The sequence below is a fragment of the Rhodococcus sp. Chr-9 genome (assembly GCF_000801125.1).
Classification (GTDB): Bacteria; Actinomycetota; Actinomycetes; order Mycobacteriales; family Mycobacteriaceae; genus Rhodococcus; species Rhodococcus pyridinivorans.
In genome coordinates this window covers 20,400-38,674 of record NZ_JTIZ01000104.1, presented here as the reverse complement: position 1 = coordinate 38,674, position 18,275 = coordinate 20,400, and the positions used below count along the sequence as shown (strand labels likewise).

14 protein-coding genes and 2 pseudogenes are annotated in these 18,275 nt (G+C 69.0%); 7 read left to right on the top strand and 9 right to left on the bottom strand.

Annotated features, from left to right (window positions below):
• Positions 1–78: 78 nt before the first annotated feature.
• Positions 79–1,059: pseudogene (locus tag QR64_RS15620) on the bottom strand (IS1380 family transposase); the annotation flags it as partial.
• Between the two features lie 166 nt (positions 1,060–1,225).
• Between QR64_RS15620 and QR64_RS27960 the strand changes: the two are divergent.
• From QR64_RS27960 to QR64_RS15605, 4 genes and pseudogenes are all read left to right on the top strand, one after another.
• Positions 1,226–1,489 (top strand): annotated as a pseudogene (locus QR64_RS27960) (aminopeptidase N); the annotation flags it as partial.
• Between the two features lies 1 nt (position 1,490).
• Positions 1,491–3,690: aminopeptidase N (pepN, locus tag QR64_RS15615; RefSeq protein WP_235367164.1), on the top strand; the 2,200-nt coding region annotated here is incomplete at its 5' end.
• Complete coding sequence (locus tag QR64_RS15610; RefSeq protein WP_039586108.1) at positions 3,687–4,817, top strand: tyrosine-type recombinase/integrase; 1,131 nt, start codon at positions 3,687–3,689, stop codon at positions 4,815–4,817. The genes pepN and QR64_RS15610, both read left to right, overlap by 4 nt.
• Before the next feature lie 128 nt (positions 4,818–4,945).
• Positions 4,946–5,647, top strand: a complete 702-nt coding sequence (locus tag QR64_RS15605) for a DNA alkylation repair protein (protein WP_039586106.1) — start codon at positions 4,946–4,948, stop codon at positions 5,645–5,647.
• 1 nt (position 5,648) lies between these two features.
• Here the strand turns inward: QR64_RS15605 and QR64_RS15600 are convergent, their stop codons facing one another.
• On the bottom strand, positions 5,649–6,242 hold the full coding sequence (locus QR64_RS15600) for a hypothetical protein (protein ID WP_138941540.1): 594 nt from the start codon (positions 6,240–6,242) through the stop codon (positions 5,649–5,651).
• 273 nt (positions 6,243–6,515) lie between these two features.
• On the opposite strand from QR64_RS15600, the gene QR64_RS15595 reads away from it, so the two are divergent.
• Positions 6,516–8,882, top strand: a complete 2,367-nt coding sequence (locus tag QR64_RS15595) for a phosphoketolase (protein WP_039586104.1) — start codon at positions 6,516–6,518, stop codon at positions 8,880–8,882.
• Positions 8,883–8,885: 3 nt separating this feature from the next.
• On the opposite strand, the gene QR64_RS15590 is transcribed toward QR64_RS15595, so the two are convergent.
• The 4 genes from QR64_RS15590 to QR64_RS15575 all read right to left on the bottom strand — a co-directional run bounded on the left by QR64_RS15590 (position 8,886) and on the right by QR64_RS15575 (position 14,141).
• Positions 8,886–9,650: an HAD family hydrolase gene (locus QR64_RS15590; RefSeq protein ID WP_039586102.1), complete on the bottom strand. Its 765-nt coding sequence runs from the start codon at positions 9,648–9,650 to the stop codon at positions 8,886–8,888.
• A gap of 16 nt (positions 9,651–9,666) precedes the next feature.
• Positions 9,667–12,084, bottom strand: a complete 2,418-nt coding sequence (locus QR64_RS15585; RefSeq protein WP_200886513.1) for a glycoside hydrolase family 65 protein — start codon at positions 12,082–12,084, stop codon at positions 9,667–9,669.
• 65 nt (positions 12,085–12,149) lie between these two features.
• On the bottom strand, positions 12,150–13,001 hold the full coding sequence (gene otsB / locus QR64_RS15580; RefSeq protein WP_230810854.1) for a trehalose-phosphatase: 852 nt from the start codon (positions 12,999–13,001) through the stop codon (positions 12,150–12,152).
• 72 nt (positions 13,002–13,073) lie between these two features.
• A complete protein-coding gene (locus tag QR64_RS15575) occupies positions 13,074–14,141 on the bottom strand; it encodes a helix-turn-helix domain-containing protein (protein WP_006552155.1) in 1,068 nt (355 codons plus the stop codon).
• 120 nt (positions 14,142–14,261) lie between these two features.
• Here QR64_RS15575 and QR64_RS15570 point away from each other — a divergent pair, with 120 nt between their 5' ends.
• Entirely contained in the window at positions 14,262–14,723 is a 462-nt protein-coding gene (locus tag QR64_RS15570; RefSeq protein ID WP_006552156.1) for a 6,7-dimethyl-8-ribityllumazine synthase, read from the top strand.
• 25 nt (positions 14,724–14,748) lie between these two features.
• Here the strand turns inward: QR64_RS15570 and QR64_RS15565 are convergent, their stop codons facing one another.
• Complete coding sequence (locus tag QR64_RS15565; RefSeq protein WP_006552157.1) at positions 14,749–15,348, bottom strand: SDR family NAD(P)-dependent oxidoreductase; 600 nt, start codon at positions 15,346–15,348, stop codon at positions 14,749–14,751.
• On the opposite strand from QR64_RS15565, the gene QR64_RS15560 reads away from it, so the two are divergent.
• A complete protein-coding gene (locus QR64_RS15560) occupies positions 15,323–16,060 on the top strand; it encodes an AraC family transcriptional regulator ligand-binding domain-containing protein (RefSeq protein WP_161793629.1) in 738 nt (245 codons plus the stop codon). The two genes, QR64_RS15565 and QR64_RS15560, sit on opposite strands and share 26 nt — an antisense overlap.
• A gap of 151 nt (positions 16,061–16,211) precedes the next feature.
• On the opposite strand, the gene QR64_RS15555 is transcribed toward QR64_RS15560, so the two are convergent.
• Positions 16,212–17,357 carry an MFS transporter gene (locus QR64_RS15555; RefSeq protein WP_039586098.1) on the bottom strand — a complete coding sequence of 382 codons (1,146 nt, stop codon included), beginning with the start codon at positions 17,355–17,357 and terminating at the stop codon, positions 16,212–16,214.
• Entirely contained in the window at positions 17,354–18,253 is a 900-nt protein-coding gene (locus QR64_RS15550) for a PAC2 family protein (protein WP_006552160.1), read from the bottom strand. Before QR64_RS15550 ends, QR64_RS15555 begins: the two co-directional genes overlap by 4 nt.
• Positions 18,254–18,275 lie beyond the last annotated feature (22 nt).

The window sequence follows — 18,275 nt, the reverse complement described above, 5'->3', positions numbered from 1 at the left end:
CAAGCCAAGCACCAACCACCCCACCGTGCACCCCGAACACGAAAACCCTGCTCTACCAGCCCACTACGCCATATCCGCCCGAAATTCGGCCGATACTACGGCGACCCCCAGTCGGGCGGTGGTCCGGTCCTTCGTGAAGGCGAACGCGGTGTACGGAATTTCGGCGACCTCAGCGTCGGAGATCCATGCTCCGGTGCCCGGGTCACGGACCGCATTCGGGTACTGCACCGGCGTCCATGCGTTCTCATCGATCGTGGCGATCGCCTTCGTGATCGCCGAATTCTTCGTCATCACCAGTGAAAACTCGGCGCCGGCGCGTAGGCAGGCACGGACGACTTTGCGGGTGCCGTATGCCGAGTCGCCGCGTACCAGGATCTGTGCTGCTGCGCCGACGGAGCGGGCGGTGGCGATCGCTCCGGCGATCATGTGCCCGGCACCCTTGCCGGATCCGGTCTTGCCGGAGCGCAGCCGCATCCCGGCGATCACCGGGGCACAGTCGTCGGTGCTCAGTACCGCGGCCAGTGGGGACAGACCTTTGCGGAGTAGTTGCTTGCCGGCGATCTTGGTGTGCCCGTAGTTCGCGCCCTGTATGGCGTGTCAGTAGACCGGACGGAGCAGCGAATCGATGTCGAGATAGATCTGGCGCGCACGTCCGGGCAGCAGTTCGACCCTGTTCGCCAGTGCGGCCAGATGTGCGCGCAGCATCGATTCGAGTTGGCGGGCGTGTCCGAAGGTGAACTGGCGCAGCAATGCTCCGATGGTCGATGGTGCGTATACCCGGTCGAACAAGGTGGTCATGCCACCGGAGCGCAGCACGTCGACGTCGTCGATACTGTCCGCGCCGGCGCACATTCCGGCGATCAGGGTGGTCAGTTTCGGAGCGGGGTTCGCTGCCCCGGATTTGACTTTCGAGGTGGTGATCGTGATCTTCTCGGTCAGCAGGTCGGACAGGCCTGTCAGCTGCGCCAAGGTCATCACCGGTATCAGGCCGCCGTACGACACGATGTTGTCGTCGTCGAACAGTGCGGACTCGGCGTTGAACGTGTGGGACACTTGCACTGGAAGTGCCCTTCTTTGAACTGGACTGGTTTGTGCGTGAAGAACATCAATCATCCCAGTTCAGGGGGCGTTTTCTTTATTTCGACACGCCGCTACCCGCCGGGGGCATCGGTGGATTCAAGCTAATACCGCCGGGTCCGGGCGCGTGATGGCAGGATCGGGACTCGTGAGCTCCGCGAATCTGACCCGTGCCGAAACCGCCGCGCGCGCCCGCGCACTCGACGTGCACTCCTACCGCGTCGAACTCGACCTGCGGGGTGCCGTCGACGCCCGACGCACCGGATTCCCCACGGTCACGACGCTCGAATTCACCGCCTCCACCGACGAGGCCTGGCTCGATTTCATCGGCGACTCCGTCGAGTCGGTGACGATCAACGGTGAGCTCGTGCCCGTCGTCTACGACGGCGCGCGGATCACCATCGGTGGTCTGNGACCGGCCGGTACAGCCGGTCGGGGGAGGGGCTGCACCGCTTCGTCGACCCCGTCGACAGCGAAACCTATCTCTACACCCAGTACGAACCGGCCGACGCCCGTCGCGTGTTCGCATGCTTCGAACAGCCGGATCTCAAGGCGCCGTTCACCTTCGTGGTCACCGCCCCGCGCCGCTGGCAGGTGCTCTCGAACGAGGCCGCCGAGCGCACGGTGCAGCGCGACGACACCCAGACCGTGACGTTCGCGCCGACCCAGCCGATCTCCACCTACATCACCGCGATCGTCGCCGGCCCGTACCACCGGGTCGACGCGTCGTGGAGCCGCGACGAGCTGACGGTGCCGCTGGGAGTGCTGTGCCGCGCGTCACTCGCCGAGCATCTCGACGCCGACGAGATCGTCGAGGTCACCCGGCAGGGCATGGACTTCTACGCCGAGCACTTCGACTATCCGTATCCGTTCGGCAAGTACGACCAGGTGTTCGTGCCCGAATACAACCTCGGTGCGATGGAGAACCCCGGCTGCGTCACCTTCACCGAGGCGTACGTTTTCCGCGGTGCCGCCACCGCCGCCCAGCATCAGGGTCGCGCGAACACGATCCTCCACGAGATGGCCCACATGTGGTTCGGCGATCTGGTGACCATGAAGTGGTGGGACGACCTGTGGCTGAAGGAGTCGTTCGCCGATTTCATGGGCGCCTTCACCAGCGCTGAGGCCACCAAGTTCACCGACGCGTGGGTGGCCTTCGCGAACCGCCGCAAGGCCTGGGCGTATCTGCAGGACCAGCTGCCCACGACGCATCCGATCGTCGCCGACATCGTCGACCTCGAGGCCGCGAAGCTGAACTTCGACGGCATCACCTACGCCAAGGGCGCGAGCGTGCTCAAGCAGCTCGTGGCCTATGTCGGCCGCGACGCCTTCTTCGAAGGTGCCCGCCGGTACTTCCGCAAGCACGCCTTCGGCAACACCGCCCTCGACGATCTGCTCGTCGAACTGTCGAGCACCTCCGGCCGCGACCTGACGTCGTGGGCGCAGGCGTGGCTGCAGACCACCGGCGTATCAACCCTGCATCTCGAGGAGTCCGGGACCGGGTACGAGATCGTGCAGGGCGATCCGCGCCCGCATCGCCTCGCCGTCGGCTGCTACGACTCCGACGACTCCGGCGACCTCGTCCGCACCCACCGCGTCGAGGTCGACCTCGCCGACGAACGCACCCCCGTCGACCTGCCCGAGGCGGCGCTGGTGCTGCTCAACGACGACGACCTCACCTACGCCAAGGTTCGCCTCGACACGCGGTCGCTCGACACGGTCGAGTCCTCCCTGGACCGCGTCCGCGAACCGCTCGCGCGCGGACTGCTGTGGTCGGCGCTGTGGAACGCGACCCGCGACGGGGAACTCGCCGTCGACCGCTATCTGTCGATGGCCGCCGGGTTCGCCCCGTACGAGGCGGACATCGCGCTGCTCACCGCGGTGCTTGCCAACGCGGCCCAGGCCGTCGAACACTATGTGCCGGACTCGGCGCGCACCGATGCGCGGCGTCGCTGGCTCGACGCGGTCTGGGACGGAATGCACGGTGTCGCACCCGGCAGCGACGCCCAGCTGGCATTCGCCCGCGCGCTCGGTGTCGCGGCGAGCGTGGACGACCGGCACGCCGCCGACCTGCGAGCGATCCTGTGCGGCAACCTCGCACCGCCGGAGGGCCTGCGCCTCGACCCCGACCTGCGATGGAGCTGGTGGGCAGCGCTGACCACGACCGGCGACGCCGACGAGGCCGACCTCGACGAGGAACTGCGCAACGACGACACCGCCTCGGGACGCACCGCGCACCTGCGCGCGCTCGCTTCTCGCCCGCGCGCCGAGGTCAAGGCGCACGCGTGGGCGACGATCCTCGCCGACCACAGCCTCACCAACGACCACCTCGACGCGACCATCGCCGGGTTCCGCGCCGGGGAGCGCCGCGACCTGATCTCCGCCTACGACACCGATTACTTCGCGGTGCTCTGTGAGACGTGGACGAGCCGCAGCATCGAGATCGCCCGCCGCATCGTCGTCGGATTGTTTCCCGCGGCCGACAGCCTCGAACCCGTCGACACCTGGCTCGAGGCCCACACCGATGCCCCGGCCGCGCTGCGGCGCCTGGTCATCGAACAGCGCGATCATCTCGCCCGCGACCTGCGTGTCCAGAGGATCAACACGCCGTGACCAGCCCGGATCTGCCCCGTCCCGAGGGGCCCGCGGTCCCGGACACGGTCGCCACCGCGATGCGGCGGCTGCGGGAGAAGGCGACTTCGGAGAACACCCGCGCCGCCCAGATCGGCGACTGGACGATCTTCACCCGCTGGTGCGAACGCACCGGGCACAGTCCGATGCCGGCCACCGCCGAGCAACTGAGCTGGTTCCTCACCGAGAAGGCCGCCGAAGTGCGCCCCGATGGACGCTGGGCGTACGCGCCGTCGACGCTGTCGCGCTGGGTGTCGACCATCAACAAGATGCACGCCCTGGCGGGCCTACCGAAACCCGGTGGGCACGAATCGGTCCGGGACCTGCTGCGCGGCATCCGACGCGACCGGGCCACCCCGCCGGCGCGCCGGACCCCGCTGCTCACCGACGACATCCGCACCATCCTCTCCGCGATGCGCGTCGAGGCGGCCGACGGCGGGTGGGCCGAACGCGTCGCCGAACGTCGCGACGCGGCGCTGCTGCTCATGGGATTGGCCGGGGCGCTGCGCCGCTCGGAGCTCACCGGGCTCGTCGTCTCCGACGTCGTCCCGCACCGCGCCGACGGGCTCTACGTGACGGTCCGCCGGTCCAAGACCGACCGCAGTGCGCGCGGCCGCACGGTCACCCTGCCGTACGGGTCCGATCCGCACACCTGTCCGGTGTGTGCCTATCGACGCTGGCGGGAGGTGCTCGACGCGTGGGACGAGTCCGGACGCGAGGCCGTCGTCGACCTGCTCGGTACCGCCGCGGCCGAACCGGCCGAGCACTGCTGCCGTGGTCTGGCGGCCGGGCGCACGCAGGACGGCGACCGGCCCCTGTTCCGGCCGGTGCACCACAGCGGCGCGGTGGGGACGACCGCGCTGTCGGGGCAGTCCGTGCACTCGATGATCCAGCGCCGCGCCCGCCGCGCCGGATTCAGCGACGACCTCGTCGCCACCCTGGGCGGGCACAGCCTGCGGGCCGGGTTCGTCACCCAGGCGGTGCGCGGCGGCGCGACCACACAGACGATCATGACGCAGACCGGACACGCGGACGAACGGATGGTCGCGCTGTACAGCCGCCACCACGCCGGTCTCGTCGGCAACGCGGTCACCCAACTCGGCCTGTGAACGGATCCGGGTGGATCCGATCCCACTCAGCGACGCCGAACCCACCCGAATCGACGATGGAACCAGCCCAGGCCGTCGCCCGACGCTCGTAGGCTGAGGCGCGACCGACATACGGACAGGAGATCGCGGTGGCACAGACGAAAACGGACGCTCCGACCATCGACGAGTTGCTCACCGAACTCGCTGCACTCGGCGACCCGAAGATCCGCGCGGTGAACGAGAAACACGGCGACGACCACGGCGTGAACCTCAGCGCCCTGCGCGCCGTCGCCAAGCGGGTGAAGACGCAGCACGAGCTCGCGCAGCAACTCTGGGCCACCGGCGACACCGCCGCCCGGCTGCTCGCGCTGCTGATCTGCCGCCCGAAGGCGTTCACCGCCGACGAACTCGACACGATGGTCCGTGAGACCGGCACCCCGAAGGTGCACGACTGGTTCGTGAACTACGTCGTGAAGAAGAACCCGCACGCGGAGGAGCTGCGCGGGCGATGGATGACCGATCCAGATCCGATCGTCGCGAGCGCAGGCTGGGCACTCACCGCCGAGCGTGTCGTCAAGAACGCCGACGGCCTCGACCTGTCCGGCCTGCTCGACATCATCGACGCTCAGATGCGCGACGCCCCCGAACGATTGCAGTGGGCGATGAACACGTGCCTGGCGCAGGTCGGCATCGAACACCCCGACCACCGGGCCCGCGCGCTCGACATCGGCGAACGCCTCGAGGTGCTGAAGGACTATCCGACGTCACCGGGCTGCACGTCACCGTACGCGCCGGCCTGGATCGGCGAGATGGTGCAACGGAAGAACGAGGCGAAGGCCACCCAGCCGTAGCTCACGCCACGTCGAGTGTGCGGATCTGCTGCCGGATCTCGTGCCACCCGGTGGTCCTTCCCGTCAGCAGCCACACCCGGGCGTCGATGTCGTCGCTCACAGGTCCGCGCACCTCACGGATCTCGGTGAAATACGGTTCGAGGTCGAACGGGTCGGCACCGGTGAACAGCACATCGGTGCTCGACTCGTCGGGAAGAGGGAAATAGCCGTACGCGCGGTTGGGCTGTGCGCCGACAGATCCTCGTACGCGCCCGCGGTGCTCGCGGCGATCCGTTCCCCGACGTCGCTGTTGGACATCGGCACCGAGACGGACGGCACGAGCGCGGCGAGCGCCACGCCGATCACCACCCAGCTCGCGGGCGATCAGCGCGACGACCACGACCGCAGCCACCGTCGCCACGATCGCCGGTATCCGCAGCACGAGGACCGACCCGGGCACGACCACCTCGGCGACCCATGCGATCAGCGGCGCGACCGGCGGCTGGTCGGCCGACCCCCAGTCGAGGTGATTGCGGCCCACGGCCAGCATGTACATCTCGTCGAACCAGTATCCGCGGCCACCGGCCACCGCCGTGACCAGGTGTGCGAACGCCACGAGCGCCCGATCACCCCCACCGCGCGGCCTGCGAACGGGATGGATCACCCGCCGCTGCGGTGCTTCGTAATCGACTGTGCGTTCCTGTGCGGTCCTGGCCCAGGGCATTCGCATTCGACTTCCGGTGTCGGATCGTTCCGGTCGGTACCGGGAGTGGGTACCTCCCCGATTGGGTACCGTTCCGAGCGAGGGTACGCGGCAGGCCGGGCCCCGCATGCGCATTCGCGGGAAAGCCCTGGCCGGCGCCGGATATCAGCGACGACGAGGAGAACGATGCAGCTCCCCACCACCGACACCGACTTCGGCACCCTCGACGCGTGGTGGCGGGCCGCGAACTATCTGTCCGTCGGCCAGATCTACCTCATGGACAATCCGCTGCTGCGCGAACCGCTGCGGCCCGAACACATCAAACCGCGGCTGCTCGGACACTGGGGCACCACACCGGGATTGAACTTCGTCTACGCGCACCTCAACCGCGCCATCACCACCCGCGACCTGGACATGATGTACGTCATGGGTCCCGGTCACGGCGGACCCGGACCGGTGGCCGCGGCGTGGCTCGAAGGCACCTACAGCGAGGTCTACCCGGATATCTCCCGCGACGAGGACGGCATGCGGCGCCTGTTCCGCCAGTTCTCGTTCCCCGGCGGCATTCCCAGCCACGTCGCCCCCGAGACCCCCGGATCGATCCACGAGGGCGGTGAACTCGGCTACTCCCTCTCGCATGCCTACGGCGCCGCCTTCGACAATCCCGATCTGATCGTCGCCGCGATCGTCGGCGACGGCGAAGCCGAAACGGGGCCGCTGGCCGCGAGCTGGCATTCGACGAAATTCGTCGACCCGCGCCGCGACGGCGCGGTACTGCCGATCCTGCACCTCAACGGTTTCAAGATCGCCAACCCGACGGTGCTCGCGCGCATCGGCGAGGACGAACTGATCTCGCTGCTGCGTGGCTACGGGCACGAACCGATCGTCGTCGCCGGCGACCATCCCGCCGACATGCATCGGCGCTTCGCCGCCGCCCTCGACGCGGCGCTCGACCGCATCTCCGAGATCCAGCAGACCGCCCGCAGCTCAGGAAACGCGACCCGCCCGGCGTGGCCGATGATCGTGCTCCGGTCCCCGAAGGGCTGGACCGGCCCGGTGGAGGTCGACGACGCCCCGGTCGAGGGCACGTGGCGCGCCCACCAGGTGCCGATCGGTGATCCGCGCAGGAACGACGAGCACCGCCACCTCCTCGAGGAGTGGCTGCGCAGCTACCGGCCGAAGGAGTTGTTCGACGACGACGGCGTTCCCGTCGCGGCCCTGCGCGACCTCGCGCCCCGTGGCACCCGGCGGATGAGCGCCAACCCGCACGCCAACGGGGGAGCGGTTCTGCGGGATCTGATCCTGCCCGACTTCCGCGACTACGCCGTCGACGTTCCCGAACCGGCCACCGCCACCGGCGAGGCCACCCGCATCCTCGGCACCTTCCTGCGCGACGTCATGCGGCGCAACGCCACGAACTTCCGGATGTTCGCGCCCGACGAGAACAACTCCAACCGCCTCGACGCGGTCCTCGACGCCACCGACCGCACCTGGAACGCGCGCATCGAGCCGGGTGACGACCGGGTCGCCCCCGACGGCCGCGTCATGGAGATCCTGTCCGAACACACCTGCCAGGGTTGGCTCGAGGGGTATCTGCTCACCGGCCGGCACGGATTGTTCTCCAGCTACGAGGCTTTCGCGCACCTGGTCGACTCGATGGTGAACCAGCACGCCAAATGGCTGCTCACCACGAACCGGATCCGCTGGCGCCGCCCCATCCCGTCGCTGAACTACCTGCTCACCTCCCACGTGTGGCGGCAGGACCACAACGGCTTCTCGCACCAGGATCCCGGATTCATCGACCACGTCGTCAACAAGAAACCCGAGGTCGTGCGCGTATACCTGCCGCCGGACGCCAACACCCTGCTTTCGGTGGCCGATCATTGCTTGCGCACCCGCCAGTACATCAACGTGATCGTCGCCGGGAAGCAACCGGCCGTACAGTTCCTCGATATCGACGACGCGATGACCCACTGCCGCAAGGGCATCGGGATCTGGCAGTGGGCCTCGACCGACCGCGACGTCGAACCGGATGTGGTGCTCGCCTGCGCCGGCGACATCCCCACGATGGAAACCCTCGCAGCCGTCGACATCCTGCACCGCCGCTTCCCCGACCTGCGGATCCGGGTGGTCAACGTCGTCGACCTCATGCGGCTGCAGGACGACCGGGCGCACCCGCACGGGCTGCCGGGCGCGCACTTCGACGCGCTGTTCACCACCGACAAGCCGGTGGTCTTCGCCTACCACGGCTATCCGTGGCTGATCCACCGTCTCGTCTACCGGCGCACCAACCACGAGAACTTCCACGTCCACGGCTACATCGAGGAGGGCACGACCACCACACCGTTCGACATGTGCGTGCTCAACCGCATCGACCGCTACCACCTCGCGCTCGACGTCCTCGACCGCGTCGAGCGGATCCGGCCGATCGCCGGGCACGCCCGCGAGGAACTCGAGAACATCCTCGCCGAACACACCCGCTACGTGCGTACCCACGGCGAGGACATGCCGGTGATCACCGACTGGCACTGGCAGGGCGTCGGAATAGACTGAGCGTCAAACCGATCCGCGGCGGGCCAGTCGCCCGGCGGTGAAGGCGTCGACGTCGACCTCGTCGAGGGAGGTCACCACCAGATCGGCGCCCGCGTCCTCGAGGTCGGCGGCGTCGTCGAAACGGGCGACACCGAGCGCCCACATGCCGCCGGCCTTCGCCGCCCGGATCCCGCTGATCGCGTCCTCGACGACCACGCACGCCTGGGCGGGCACCTCGAGTTCGTCGGCGGCGGTGAGGAACAGTTCCGGGTCGGGTTTGCCGTGGGCGACCGGGCGGCCGGACAGATCCGCGTCGAACCGGTCGAGCAGCGCCTCGCCAGGACGGTCGTGGGCGGGGACCGCCCGCAGGAACAGCCCGGCATTCTTCGACGAGGACGCCGCGGCCACCGCGATCCCCGCCGCCTGCACCGCCGCGACGAAGCGCACCCCGTCGTCGTAGGCGCGGAACCGGCGCTCGTCGATCAACCGCAGCAACCGGGCCTGCTTGCGCTGGGCGTAGTCCACCGCGCGGCGCTCGGCGTCGGGCACCGCGAAGTACTCGAGCGCGGCGCGGGCGCCGTCCATCCGCGGCCGACCCGACAGCACCTGCCGGTACACCGCCGCGGTGAACGCGTCGTCGGTCCAGGAGGTCTCGGGTTGCAGGTCGCGCCAGTCGCCGGTCATCAACTCCGCCAGCGCTTCCCGCCACGCCGTCTCGTGCGGTGAATCGACGAGCACCCCGTCGACGTCGAAGATCACCGCACGGAACCGCGACTGCGTCTCGGCCACGATGCCCTCCTCGCGGTCAGGCAGGGACGGCGTCGAGCCGGAACTCGTGCGACTCGCCGGCGCCGAGCTCGACGAGTTCGCCGTCCACCGCGACCTGCACCGGCACCCGGAAGCCCTCGGTCTCGGCGCGCACCGACAGCTTGTCGCCGTCGATCCGCACCCGCAGGGGAGTGCCGCGGTACCGCATGGAGAACGACACCCCGTCGAGGTGTGAGACCAGCTTGGGCCGGAAGACGAGCACGTCGCCGTACGCGCGGGCACCGACGTAGTAGCGCTGCACCAGATCGAGGGTGCCGCCCATGACCCCCATGTGGATGCCCTCCTTGGTGGTGCCGCCCTGCAGGTCGCTGACGTCGCTCTCGAGCGCGAGCTTGAACCGCAGCCACGACGACTGCGGATCGAAGGTGGCGAGCACACCGGCGAACGTCACGTGACTGAGCGTCGACCCGTGCGAGGTGCGCTGGTCGTAGTAGTCGACGGTGCGGCGCACGAGGTCGCGATCGAACGGATAGCCGAGCTGTTCGAACACCTGCCGCAGCTCGGCGTCGTCGAACAGGAAGAACAGCATCACCGTGTCGGCCTGCTTGGCCACCTTGTAGGCATCCGGGTCGCGGCCCTCGGCGCGCAGGATGCGGTCCATCCGACCGATGTTGCCGTACTTCGTGCGGTAGTGCTCCCAGTCGAGTTCCTCGAGATCCTCGTAGCCCTCGAACTGGCTGATCACCCCGTCGTGGTAGGGCACGAACATTCTCCGGCTCATCTCCGACCAGGTGCGCAGTTCCTCGTCGGTGACCCGCAACCGGGCCCGCAGGGCCGTGCGCCGGCTCTTCGACAACACCTCGAAGACGTCCAGGGCGCGCGCCGCGATCCACGCGACCATCACGTTGGTGTACGCGTTGTTGCGCAGACCGCCCTCGGTGGCTCCCGGATACCGCTCGTGGAATTCGTCCGGGCCCATCACGCCGTGGATCTCGTAGCGGTCCCGGTCGGGGTTGTAGTGCGCGATCGACGCCCAGAACCGCGCGATCTCGAGCATCATCTCGGCGCCGTAGTCGGCGAGGAAGTCGACGTCGTCGGTGGCCTGGTAGTAGTGCCACACGTTGTAGAAGATCGCGGCGCTGACGTGACGCTGGTTCCGGCTCAAGTCCGGATCCCATTGCCCCGACATCGGATTGAGATGCACCGTCTGGGTCTCCTCCGTGCCGTCGCTGCCGCTCTGCCAGGGGAACATCGCGCCGCGGTAACCGGCCTCGCTCGCCGCGGCCTGCGCCTCGCCCAACCGGCGGTAACGGTAGAGGATCAGTCCCTTGGTGATCTCGGGGACCCGCATGTTCAGGAAGGGATAGACGAACATCTCGTCCCAGAACACGTGCCCGCGATAAGCCTCGCCGTTGAGTCCGCGCGCCGGCACTCCCGCGTCGAGGCGCGCGGTGTGCCGTGAGCAGACCTGCAGCACGTGCGAGACGTGCAGACGCAACAGCAACTGCGCGCGCGGCTCCCGCGGCAGCCGGATGTCGCAGATGTCCCACAACTCGTCCCAGGCCGCGACGTGCTCGTCGTACGCCTCGGCGAAATTCGGATAGCGCAACACGTGCCGGCCCGCCGACGCGAGGGGCTCGGTGATCGCGTCGTCGCGGGAGGTGAACATCGCCACCATCTTCTCGATGCGTACCGTCGAGCCCTCGGCGATGTCGAAGGAGAGGACCTGCTGGATGTAGTCCTCCATCTGGTACAGATCGCGGTCGACGAGCATCGCCCCGCACGAGCCCTCCCGGAACACCCGGGTGCGGGCGGCCTGGGCGATGTAGGTGTCGGACTGGCGGATCTGCACCTTCAGCGCGATCGTCTCGGGGCCGTAGGTGCGCGGCGAGACCGGATCGAGGTGCCGTGCCTCGAGATCGCGGTAGCGGGCCACGGCGCGGTTGGAGACCCGGCCGTCGAGGGCGGTGACGATCTCGACCCGCCCCGACCAGTTCTCCGGGGTCAGCGACCATTCGAGCGCCCCCTGGTTCGGATGCTCCATGCTCACGAACCGCCTGCTGCACAGCGACGTCTCGCGGCCGTGCCGATCCCGGAACCGCAGTTCGCGGACCACGGTGGCGGTGCGGATGTCGTAGACGTGCCGGTAGTCGAGGATCTCCACCTGTGCCAGGCGGATCGCCTCGCCGCCGTCGATGCGCAGCTTCAGCACGAGCCAGTTCGGGAGGTTGACCAGATCCTCGTTCAGGACCGGGCTGCCACCCATGATGGTGGTCTCGCGGTTGTAGCAACGATGCGCGTAGGTCCCCGGATAATGGACCTCGCCCATGTCTTCCCACTCGGCGGTGCCGCGTGAACAGAAGTAGCCGTTGCCCGTCGAGGTCAGGGCTTCGCGCAGGGGTTCGTCGTCTGGATCGAAACCGTCGTAGTCGAGGGTGAACTCCGGGTCGTACACGCGAACCTCCTGGCGGGTCGTACTCGACACGAACTGTCCGGCGGTGCTGTCACCCGGCGGCGCTGTCATCTACCCAGGGCCGACAGGAAACGTTCGACGTCGTCGACCGACGCGAGGACGAACTCGGCGTCGGTGCGGCGTCCGGCCATCTCCGGGTCGTCGGGGCTGCCGACGAGGATCCCGATGCCGCGACCCCGCAACGCCCGGAAGGCGTCCTCGTCGGTGATGTCGTCGCCGAGATAGAGCGGCACGACGTCGTCGGAGGCGAGACCGAGGACCTCGATCAGGTGCAGAACCGCCTTGCCTTTGTTCCAGTCCACGGCCGGTTTGAGTTCGTAGACCATCTTTCCCGGCACCACGGCGAGCCGGTCGGGGTTCTCCTGCAACAGCGTCTCGACGATCGCACCCACCCGGTCGTGCACCTCGGGGGAGGCCTGCCGGTAGTGCACGGCAACCGACGCGCGCTTCGGTTCGATGCCGACACCGTCGAGACCGTCCAGGCGGGTGCGCAGGGTCTCGGTGGTCTCGGTGATCAGATCGGTGAAGTCGGTGAGGACGTCGTGGGCGATCTGCCCGTGGGTGGGGCTCCAGATGTCGAAACCGTGGCTGCCGGCGACGACGAGATCGTCGACCCCCATGAGCTGCTGGACGACGTCGCGGTCGCGGCCGGTGACGATGCACACCGACACGCGGTCGGCGAGTTCACGGACGGTGCGGCGCATGGCATCCGACCACACCGCGTCCTCGGGACGGGCGACGATCGGGGTGAGCACACCGTCGTAGTCGAGGAAGACCGCGGGCCGGCGGCCCGCGAGACGATCGGACAGAGCGGCGCCGTCGAGTGCCGACGGTAGGTCCTCCACGGTGCGCGGCGCGGTCATCTGATCGGTACTCCTGTCGTCGCGGCGACCCGTCATGGTTCGCACCGTACACAAAGATCGAAAGGCTCGGCCGTGGATCCGGGGAGGGGGATCGGCCGGATGCAGCGGTCAGCGGACCGGGCGTCGCCAGTGCTCGTCCGCGGTGAGCCGGGAGCGGACGTGTTCGGCGGCATCGTCGTTGCGGAACGGGCCGGCCAGCAGGTCGGCGTAGACGTGTGAGACGGCGGCATGGCGCAGTCCGCCGCGACGGTCCATCCGTTCGAAGATCACCGGCGACCAGGGGATCGCCACCACGACGTCGCCGCCGTGCTCGACCGGGCGCAGGCCGAGACTGTCGGCGAAGTCGTCGGGGTCGTCGGCGTAGACCTCGAGCAGCGTCGGGGCCGCGTAGTCGGTGGCGCCGACGCCGGTGAGCGCGTAGGGGATGTCGATGCGTTCGGCCAGTCGCGCGCGGGTCGCGGTGACGCCCTCGGGGGCGGTGAACCGGCGGACCGCGCACACCTTCCGCTCGGCGGCCCAGGCCCGCAGCATCGGTTCCCAGCGCACCTCGACGATCGGGCCGCGCGGGACCCGGCGCACGAGCTCACGTTCGACGAGCACCTCGACGACGCGGTAGGTCGCGCCGGTGGACGCGCCGGACAGCTTGATCAGTTCCGGGACGGAGATCTCCCCGACGTGATCGGCGAGTGCGCGCACCACGCGGTCGGACGGTTCGCCGGTGAGCACCCCGGACGGGCGGCCCGGGCCGCGCCACGGGTCGGCGTCGGCGCCGCGGTCGCGGACCCACACCGCCGGGCGGTCGGCGACGAGCGAGAGGTTGCCGGTCGCGTCGGCGTAGGAGATGCCGTGCCGGTCGAGCTGGCGGCGCACCGGATCGGACAGATAGTGGGCGCACACGAAGCCGCGGTCGGAGTCGGACAGGTCGGCGGCGATGCGCGCGACGTCGCCGGAGAGCACACCTCGGGAGGCGACCACGGAGAAGGACACGGTGTCGCCGTCGGGGGCGGAGACGAGCATCCGGGTGGGTGCCTCGGGGGAGCGGGGGCGGTCGCTCGACAGCGACCAGCCGAGCGGCAGGCACGCCTCGAGTCGGGCGGTGGCGCGACGGTAGATGTCGATGTACCGCTCGGGGCGGGGACCGATGGTGTTCTCGGGGGCGGGAGCCGACTGTGTCACATCCACCACCGTAGTCACTCTGTGCATGACGGAAAAGAGAAATAATCGAAATCCCATAGGGCGGAACAGCCCCTCTCCCGCACCGCAAACTATGACGCGGCATGCGCTAGTTTCGTGACCATGACCGACATCACCGGGCGCATCGCGTTCGTTCAGGCGACCTGGCACCGCACCATCGTCGACCAGGCACGTACAGGCTTCACCGAGGAGATCACCCGCCTCGGCGTCTCGCAGGACGCCCTGGACTTCTTCGAGGTCCCCGGCGCCTTCGAGATCCCGCTGCACGCCAAGCGACTGGCGAAGACCGGACGCTACGACGCGATCGTCGCGGCCGGGCTGGTCGTCGACGGCGGCATCTACCGGCACGACTTCGTCGCCACCGCGGTGATCGACGGCCTGATGCGCGTCCAGCTCGACACCGATGTGCCGGTCTTCTCCGTCGTGCTCACCCCGCACAACTTCCACGAGCACGACGAGCACGTCGAGTACTTCACGCGGCACTTCGTCAAGAAGGGCGCCGAGGCGGCTCGCGCCGTCGACGCCACGGTGCGCTCGCTGCGCGCGCTGCCGACCGGAGACTGAGCCCCGGTCGGCAGCGCGCGTCGGATCAGCGTGCGCTGCCGGAGGGATTCTTCGCCGCCGAGTCCTCGCCGGCCGCTGCCTGGTTCGGAGCCTCGGTGCGCCGACGGTAGGCCGCCCGCGCGGTCTCGTCGGTGTTCAGTGCCAGCGACTGCAGACCGAATGCCGCGGTGATGCGGTGACGGGTCGCTTCCGGCACCGCCTTCCGCGCTCCGAGGATCGCGCCCGCCGTGCGGGGCACGTACCGCAGGCCGGGACGAGCCGTCGCGATCACCTGCACGATCGCGGCGGCGACCTCGTCCGGGCCGATCACGGCGTGCTCGGTCGCGGAGTACACCGTGAGGCCGGGGGCGCCTTCGATGCCCACGACGGAGCCGAGATTGACGATGTGTCCGTAGCCCTGTTCGGTGAACCGCGCCGCGGCCGGCTTCGAACCGAGGATCACACCGCGGACGTTGATGTCGATCTGCCGGTCGGTGACCGAGTCGGTCTCCTCGAGGAACGCGCCGGTGGGCATGATACCGGCGTTGTTGACGAGCACGTCGATCCCGCCGAACTCCATGTGGGCCAGGCTGAGGAATTCGTCGAAGGACCCTCGGTCGGTGACGTCCAGAGGCCACCGGAACACCGTGGTGCCGAAGCGCGCATCGATCCGGGCGGCGGTGCACGGGATCTTCGGTTACGCCCTGATGAGCTGTGCGACGGTGCGCGACGGCATCGAGGTGGGCACCCGTTTCTTCGATCTCACCTTCGCCTTCTCGCGCGCCGCCCTGGAGTATGCGGGCGACGAAGTCCGCTTCTGCCTCGACGACCGGCACGTGCCGGCGCAGCTGCGGGGCTTCCTGCTGGAGCGCGACGTCCCGGGGATTCTCGCCCATTGGGGTGCGCTGTGGGGGCAGCCGTCCGAGATCCGTCGCATCGAGGTGGCCGAATCGCTCGGTGAGCGGATCGCGCCGGTGTTTCGCGACCGGGGGTTCCTGGTGAAGACGACGGCGTCGACGCATGCGGTGGTAGTGGACGCGCGGGCGTTGGACCGGCCCATGCCGACCACGAGCCCGGAGGCCGCCGCCGTACTGCTGCGGGAGTGCGCGGAACTGCTGCAGCGCAGACAGAACCACGGCGAGCTCGGCGCCCGCGTGCGGGAAGTGCTGCTGCGCCGGGCCGCGGAGGGCCCCACGCAGGACCAGGTGGCCGAGACGCTGGGGGAGGAGGGGGGCCTCGTACCGGGCGATCGTGGCCGAGACGCTGGGGGACGATGGCGGGGGAGCTGCTGGATGCGGGCCTGCCGGTGGAGAGGGTGGACGCCGGGTGGGCGAGGACGGGAGAGACGCTCGGTCTGAGGCGACTGCGGGACCGGTTCGAGAGCTTTTAGAGATATTCTGAACAATACGGAAATCATAGAAAAACAGAACCAATCCTCCTTCAGGACCTACTCACCACACAGCGGGGCACCAACTACCAACCACCAAACCTGCCAAGAGAACGTGGGTGTCAGCGGCTCGATGCCTCAGGGCGTCGAGTCATGGCCAGGGGAACGAGCACACCGAGCAGCGCGGCAGGCAGCAGGAACGCGAGGACCGGGTCGGCGCCGTACACCGGCGTCAGCAGGAGAGGGGAGAAGGCCGCACCGCCGAAGCGGAAGGCCTGCACGACGGACACCGCGCCACCGCAGTTGCCGCCCGGCCCACCGAGCACCGCGGCGTTGACCCCGACGAGGATGAACTGCGAAGCGATACCTGCCAGGAACCACGCGACGCCGAGCACGACGAGCCACGGGACGGTACCGACGACCACGACCAGCGCTGCGCCGCTCACCGCGCCGATGAGCACGATCGCGCGGGCACCGACGCGGTCGATGAGCATCCCGACCGGCCGGGAACTGAGGATGCCGGCGAGTCCGAACACGGTGAGTACCACGCCGCGTTCGGACGGGGACAACCCGAAGTCGTCCTCGACCCGGAAGGCGAGGAGGAATCCGAGTCCGCCGAGCGCACCCCAACCGAGCAATGCGACCAGCCCGATACGCAGGACGCGCGGGGTCAGCGCGTCGCGCAGTCGGACCCGAGTGGTACCGGACGGGTCGTCGCGCACCGATTCGGGCAGGCCGGCGAGCGCCAGGAGCAGCGCGGCGCCGGCAAGCACGACGAACGCCCATCTCCAGCTCACCTCGGCGGCGAGACCGCCGATCAGTGGGGCGACGGTTTGGCCGGCGGCCTGCATCGCCCCGAACAATCCGAGAGCGCGGCCGAGCCTGTCCTTCGGGGTGATAACGGCCAGCGCCGCGAGCAGCAGCGGAGTGGTGAACGCGTTGGCCGCGCCCTGCAGCATGCGGGTGCCGATGAGCACCGAGAAGGTCGGCGCCAGCGCCGCGGCGATCGAGACCGCCGCGTAGACGAGATAGGCGGTGCGCACGGTGCGGACGCGTCCCCACCGTGCGCCGAGCGTGCCGGAGAACAGCATCGCGGCGGCGAACACACCGAGATAGGCGGTGACCGTCGTCGCGGCTGTGCCGGTGGACACACCGGTGTCGGCGCCGATCTCCGGCAGCATCGACACGACGACACTGCCGCCGAAGGGACCGAGGAAGCCGCCCGCGTACAGCGCCGTGCGCTGCAGCGGTTCGCGCAGATCCCTCACTTGTTGAAGCCGCCGGGGCCCCGTCGCCGCAGATAGCGTTCGAACTCGGCGGCGAGGGCGTCGCCGTCGATCTTGGCGATGACCTCGGAGATGTCCTCCTCGGCCTCGGCGTCGCCGCGCTCCTCGAGGGTGCGCACGTACTCGGCGATCTCCTCGTCGTCCTCGATCATGTCGGTGACGGTCTGTTCCCACTCCTCGGCGAGGAGGGGGAGTTCGCCAAGGGGCACCTCGAGGTCGAGGACGTCCTCGACGCGGCGCAGCAGCGCCACGGTGGCCTTGGGGTTCGGCGGGTTGGACACATAGTGGGGGATCGCCGCCCAGAACGACACCGCGGGGATGCCCGCGCGGACGAAGGCGTCCTGCAGCACGCCGGTGATCCCGGTGGGTCCTTCGTAGCGGGAGGTCTGCAGCTTGAAGCGTTCGGCGGCCTCGGAGCTGTAGGCGGTGCCGGTCACCGGGACCGGGCGGGTGTGCGGGGTGTCGGCGAGTAGTGCGCCGAGCAGGACGACGGTGTGGACCTCGAACTCGTCGACGAGTTCGATGATGGCGTCGCAGAAGCTGCGCCAGCGCATGCTCGGCTCGATGCCGTGCAGGAGGACGATGTCGCGGTCGCTGCCGGGCGGGGAGCACAGCGACAGCCGGGTGGTGGGCCAGTCGATCTCGCGGGTGACCCCGTCGACGAGCCGCACCTGCGGCCGGTTGACCTGGTAGTCGTAGTACTCCTCGGAGTCCAGCTCCGCGAACGGCTCGGCGTCCCAGATCAACTCGAGGTGTTCGACGGCGCCGCTGGCGGCGTCGCCGGCGTCGTTCCACCCTTCGAAGGCGGCGACGAGCACCGGATCGCGCAGGACGGGGACGTCCTGGTCCGGGGTCTCGGGAAACTCTGGTGTACTCACTCGTCCAGCCTACGACCCGGCC

What these genes read in the sequence shown, in the direction of transcription:
- QR64_RS15570 (WP_006552156.1), top strand. Translation starts at nt 14,262, where the DNA reads ATGACCGACATCACCGGGCGCATCGCGTTCGTTCAGGCGACCTGGCAC.
- QR64_RS15595 (WP_039586104.1), top strand. Translation starts at nt 6,516, where the DNA reads ATGCAGCTCCCCACCACCGACACCGACTTCGGCACCCTCGACGCGTGG.
- otsB (WP_230810854.1), bottom strand. Translation starts at nt 13,001, where the DNA reads ATGACGGGTCGCCGCGACGACAGGAGTACCGATCAGATGACCGCGCCG.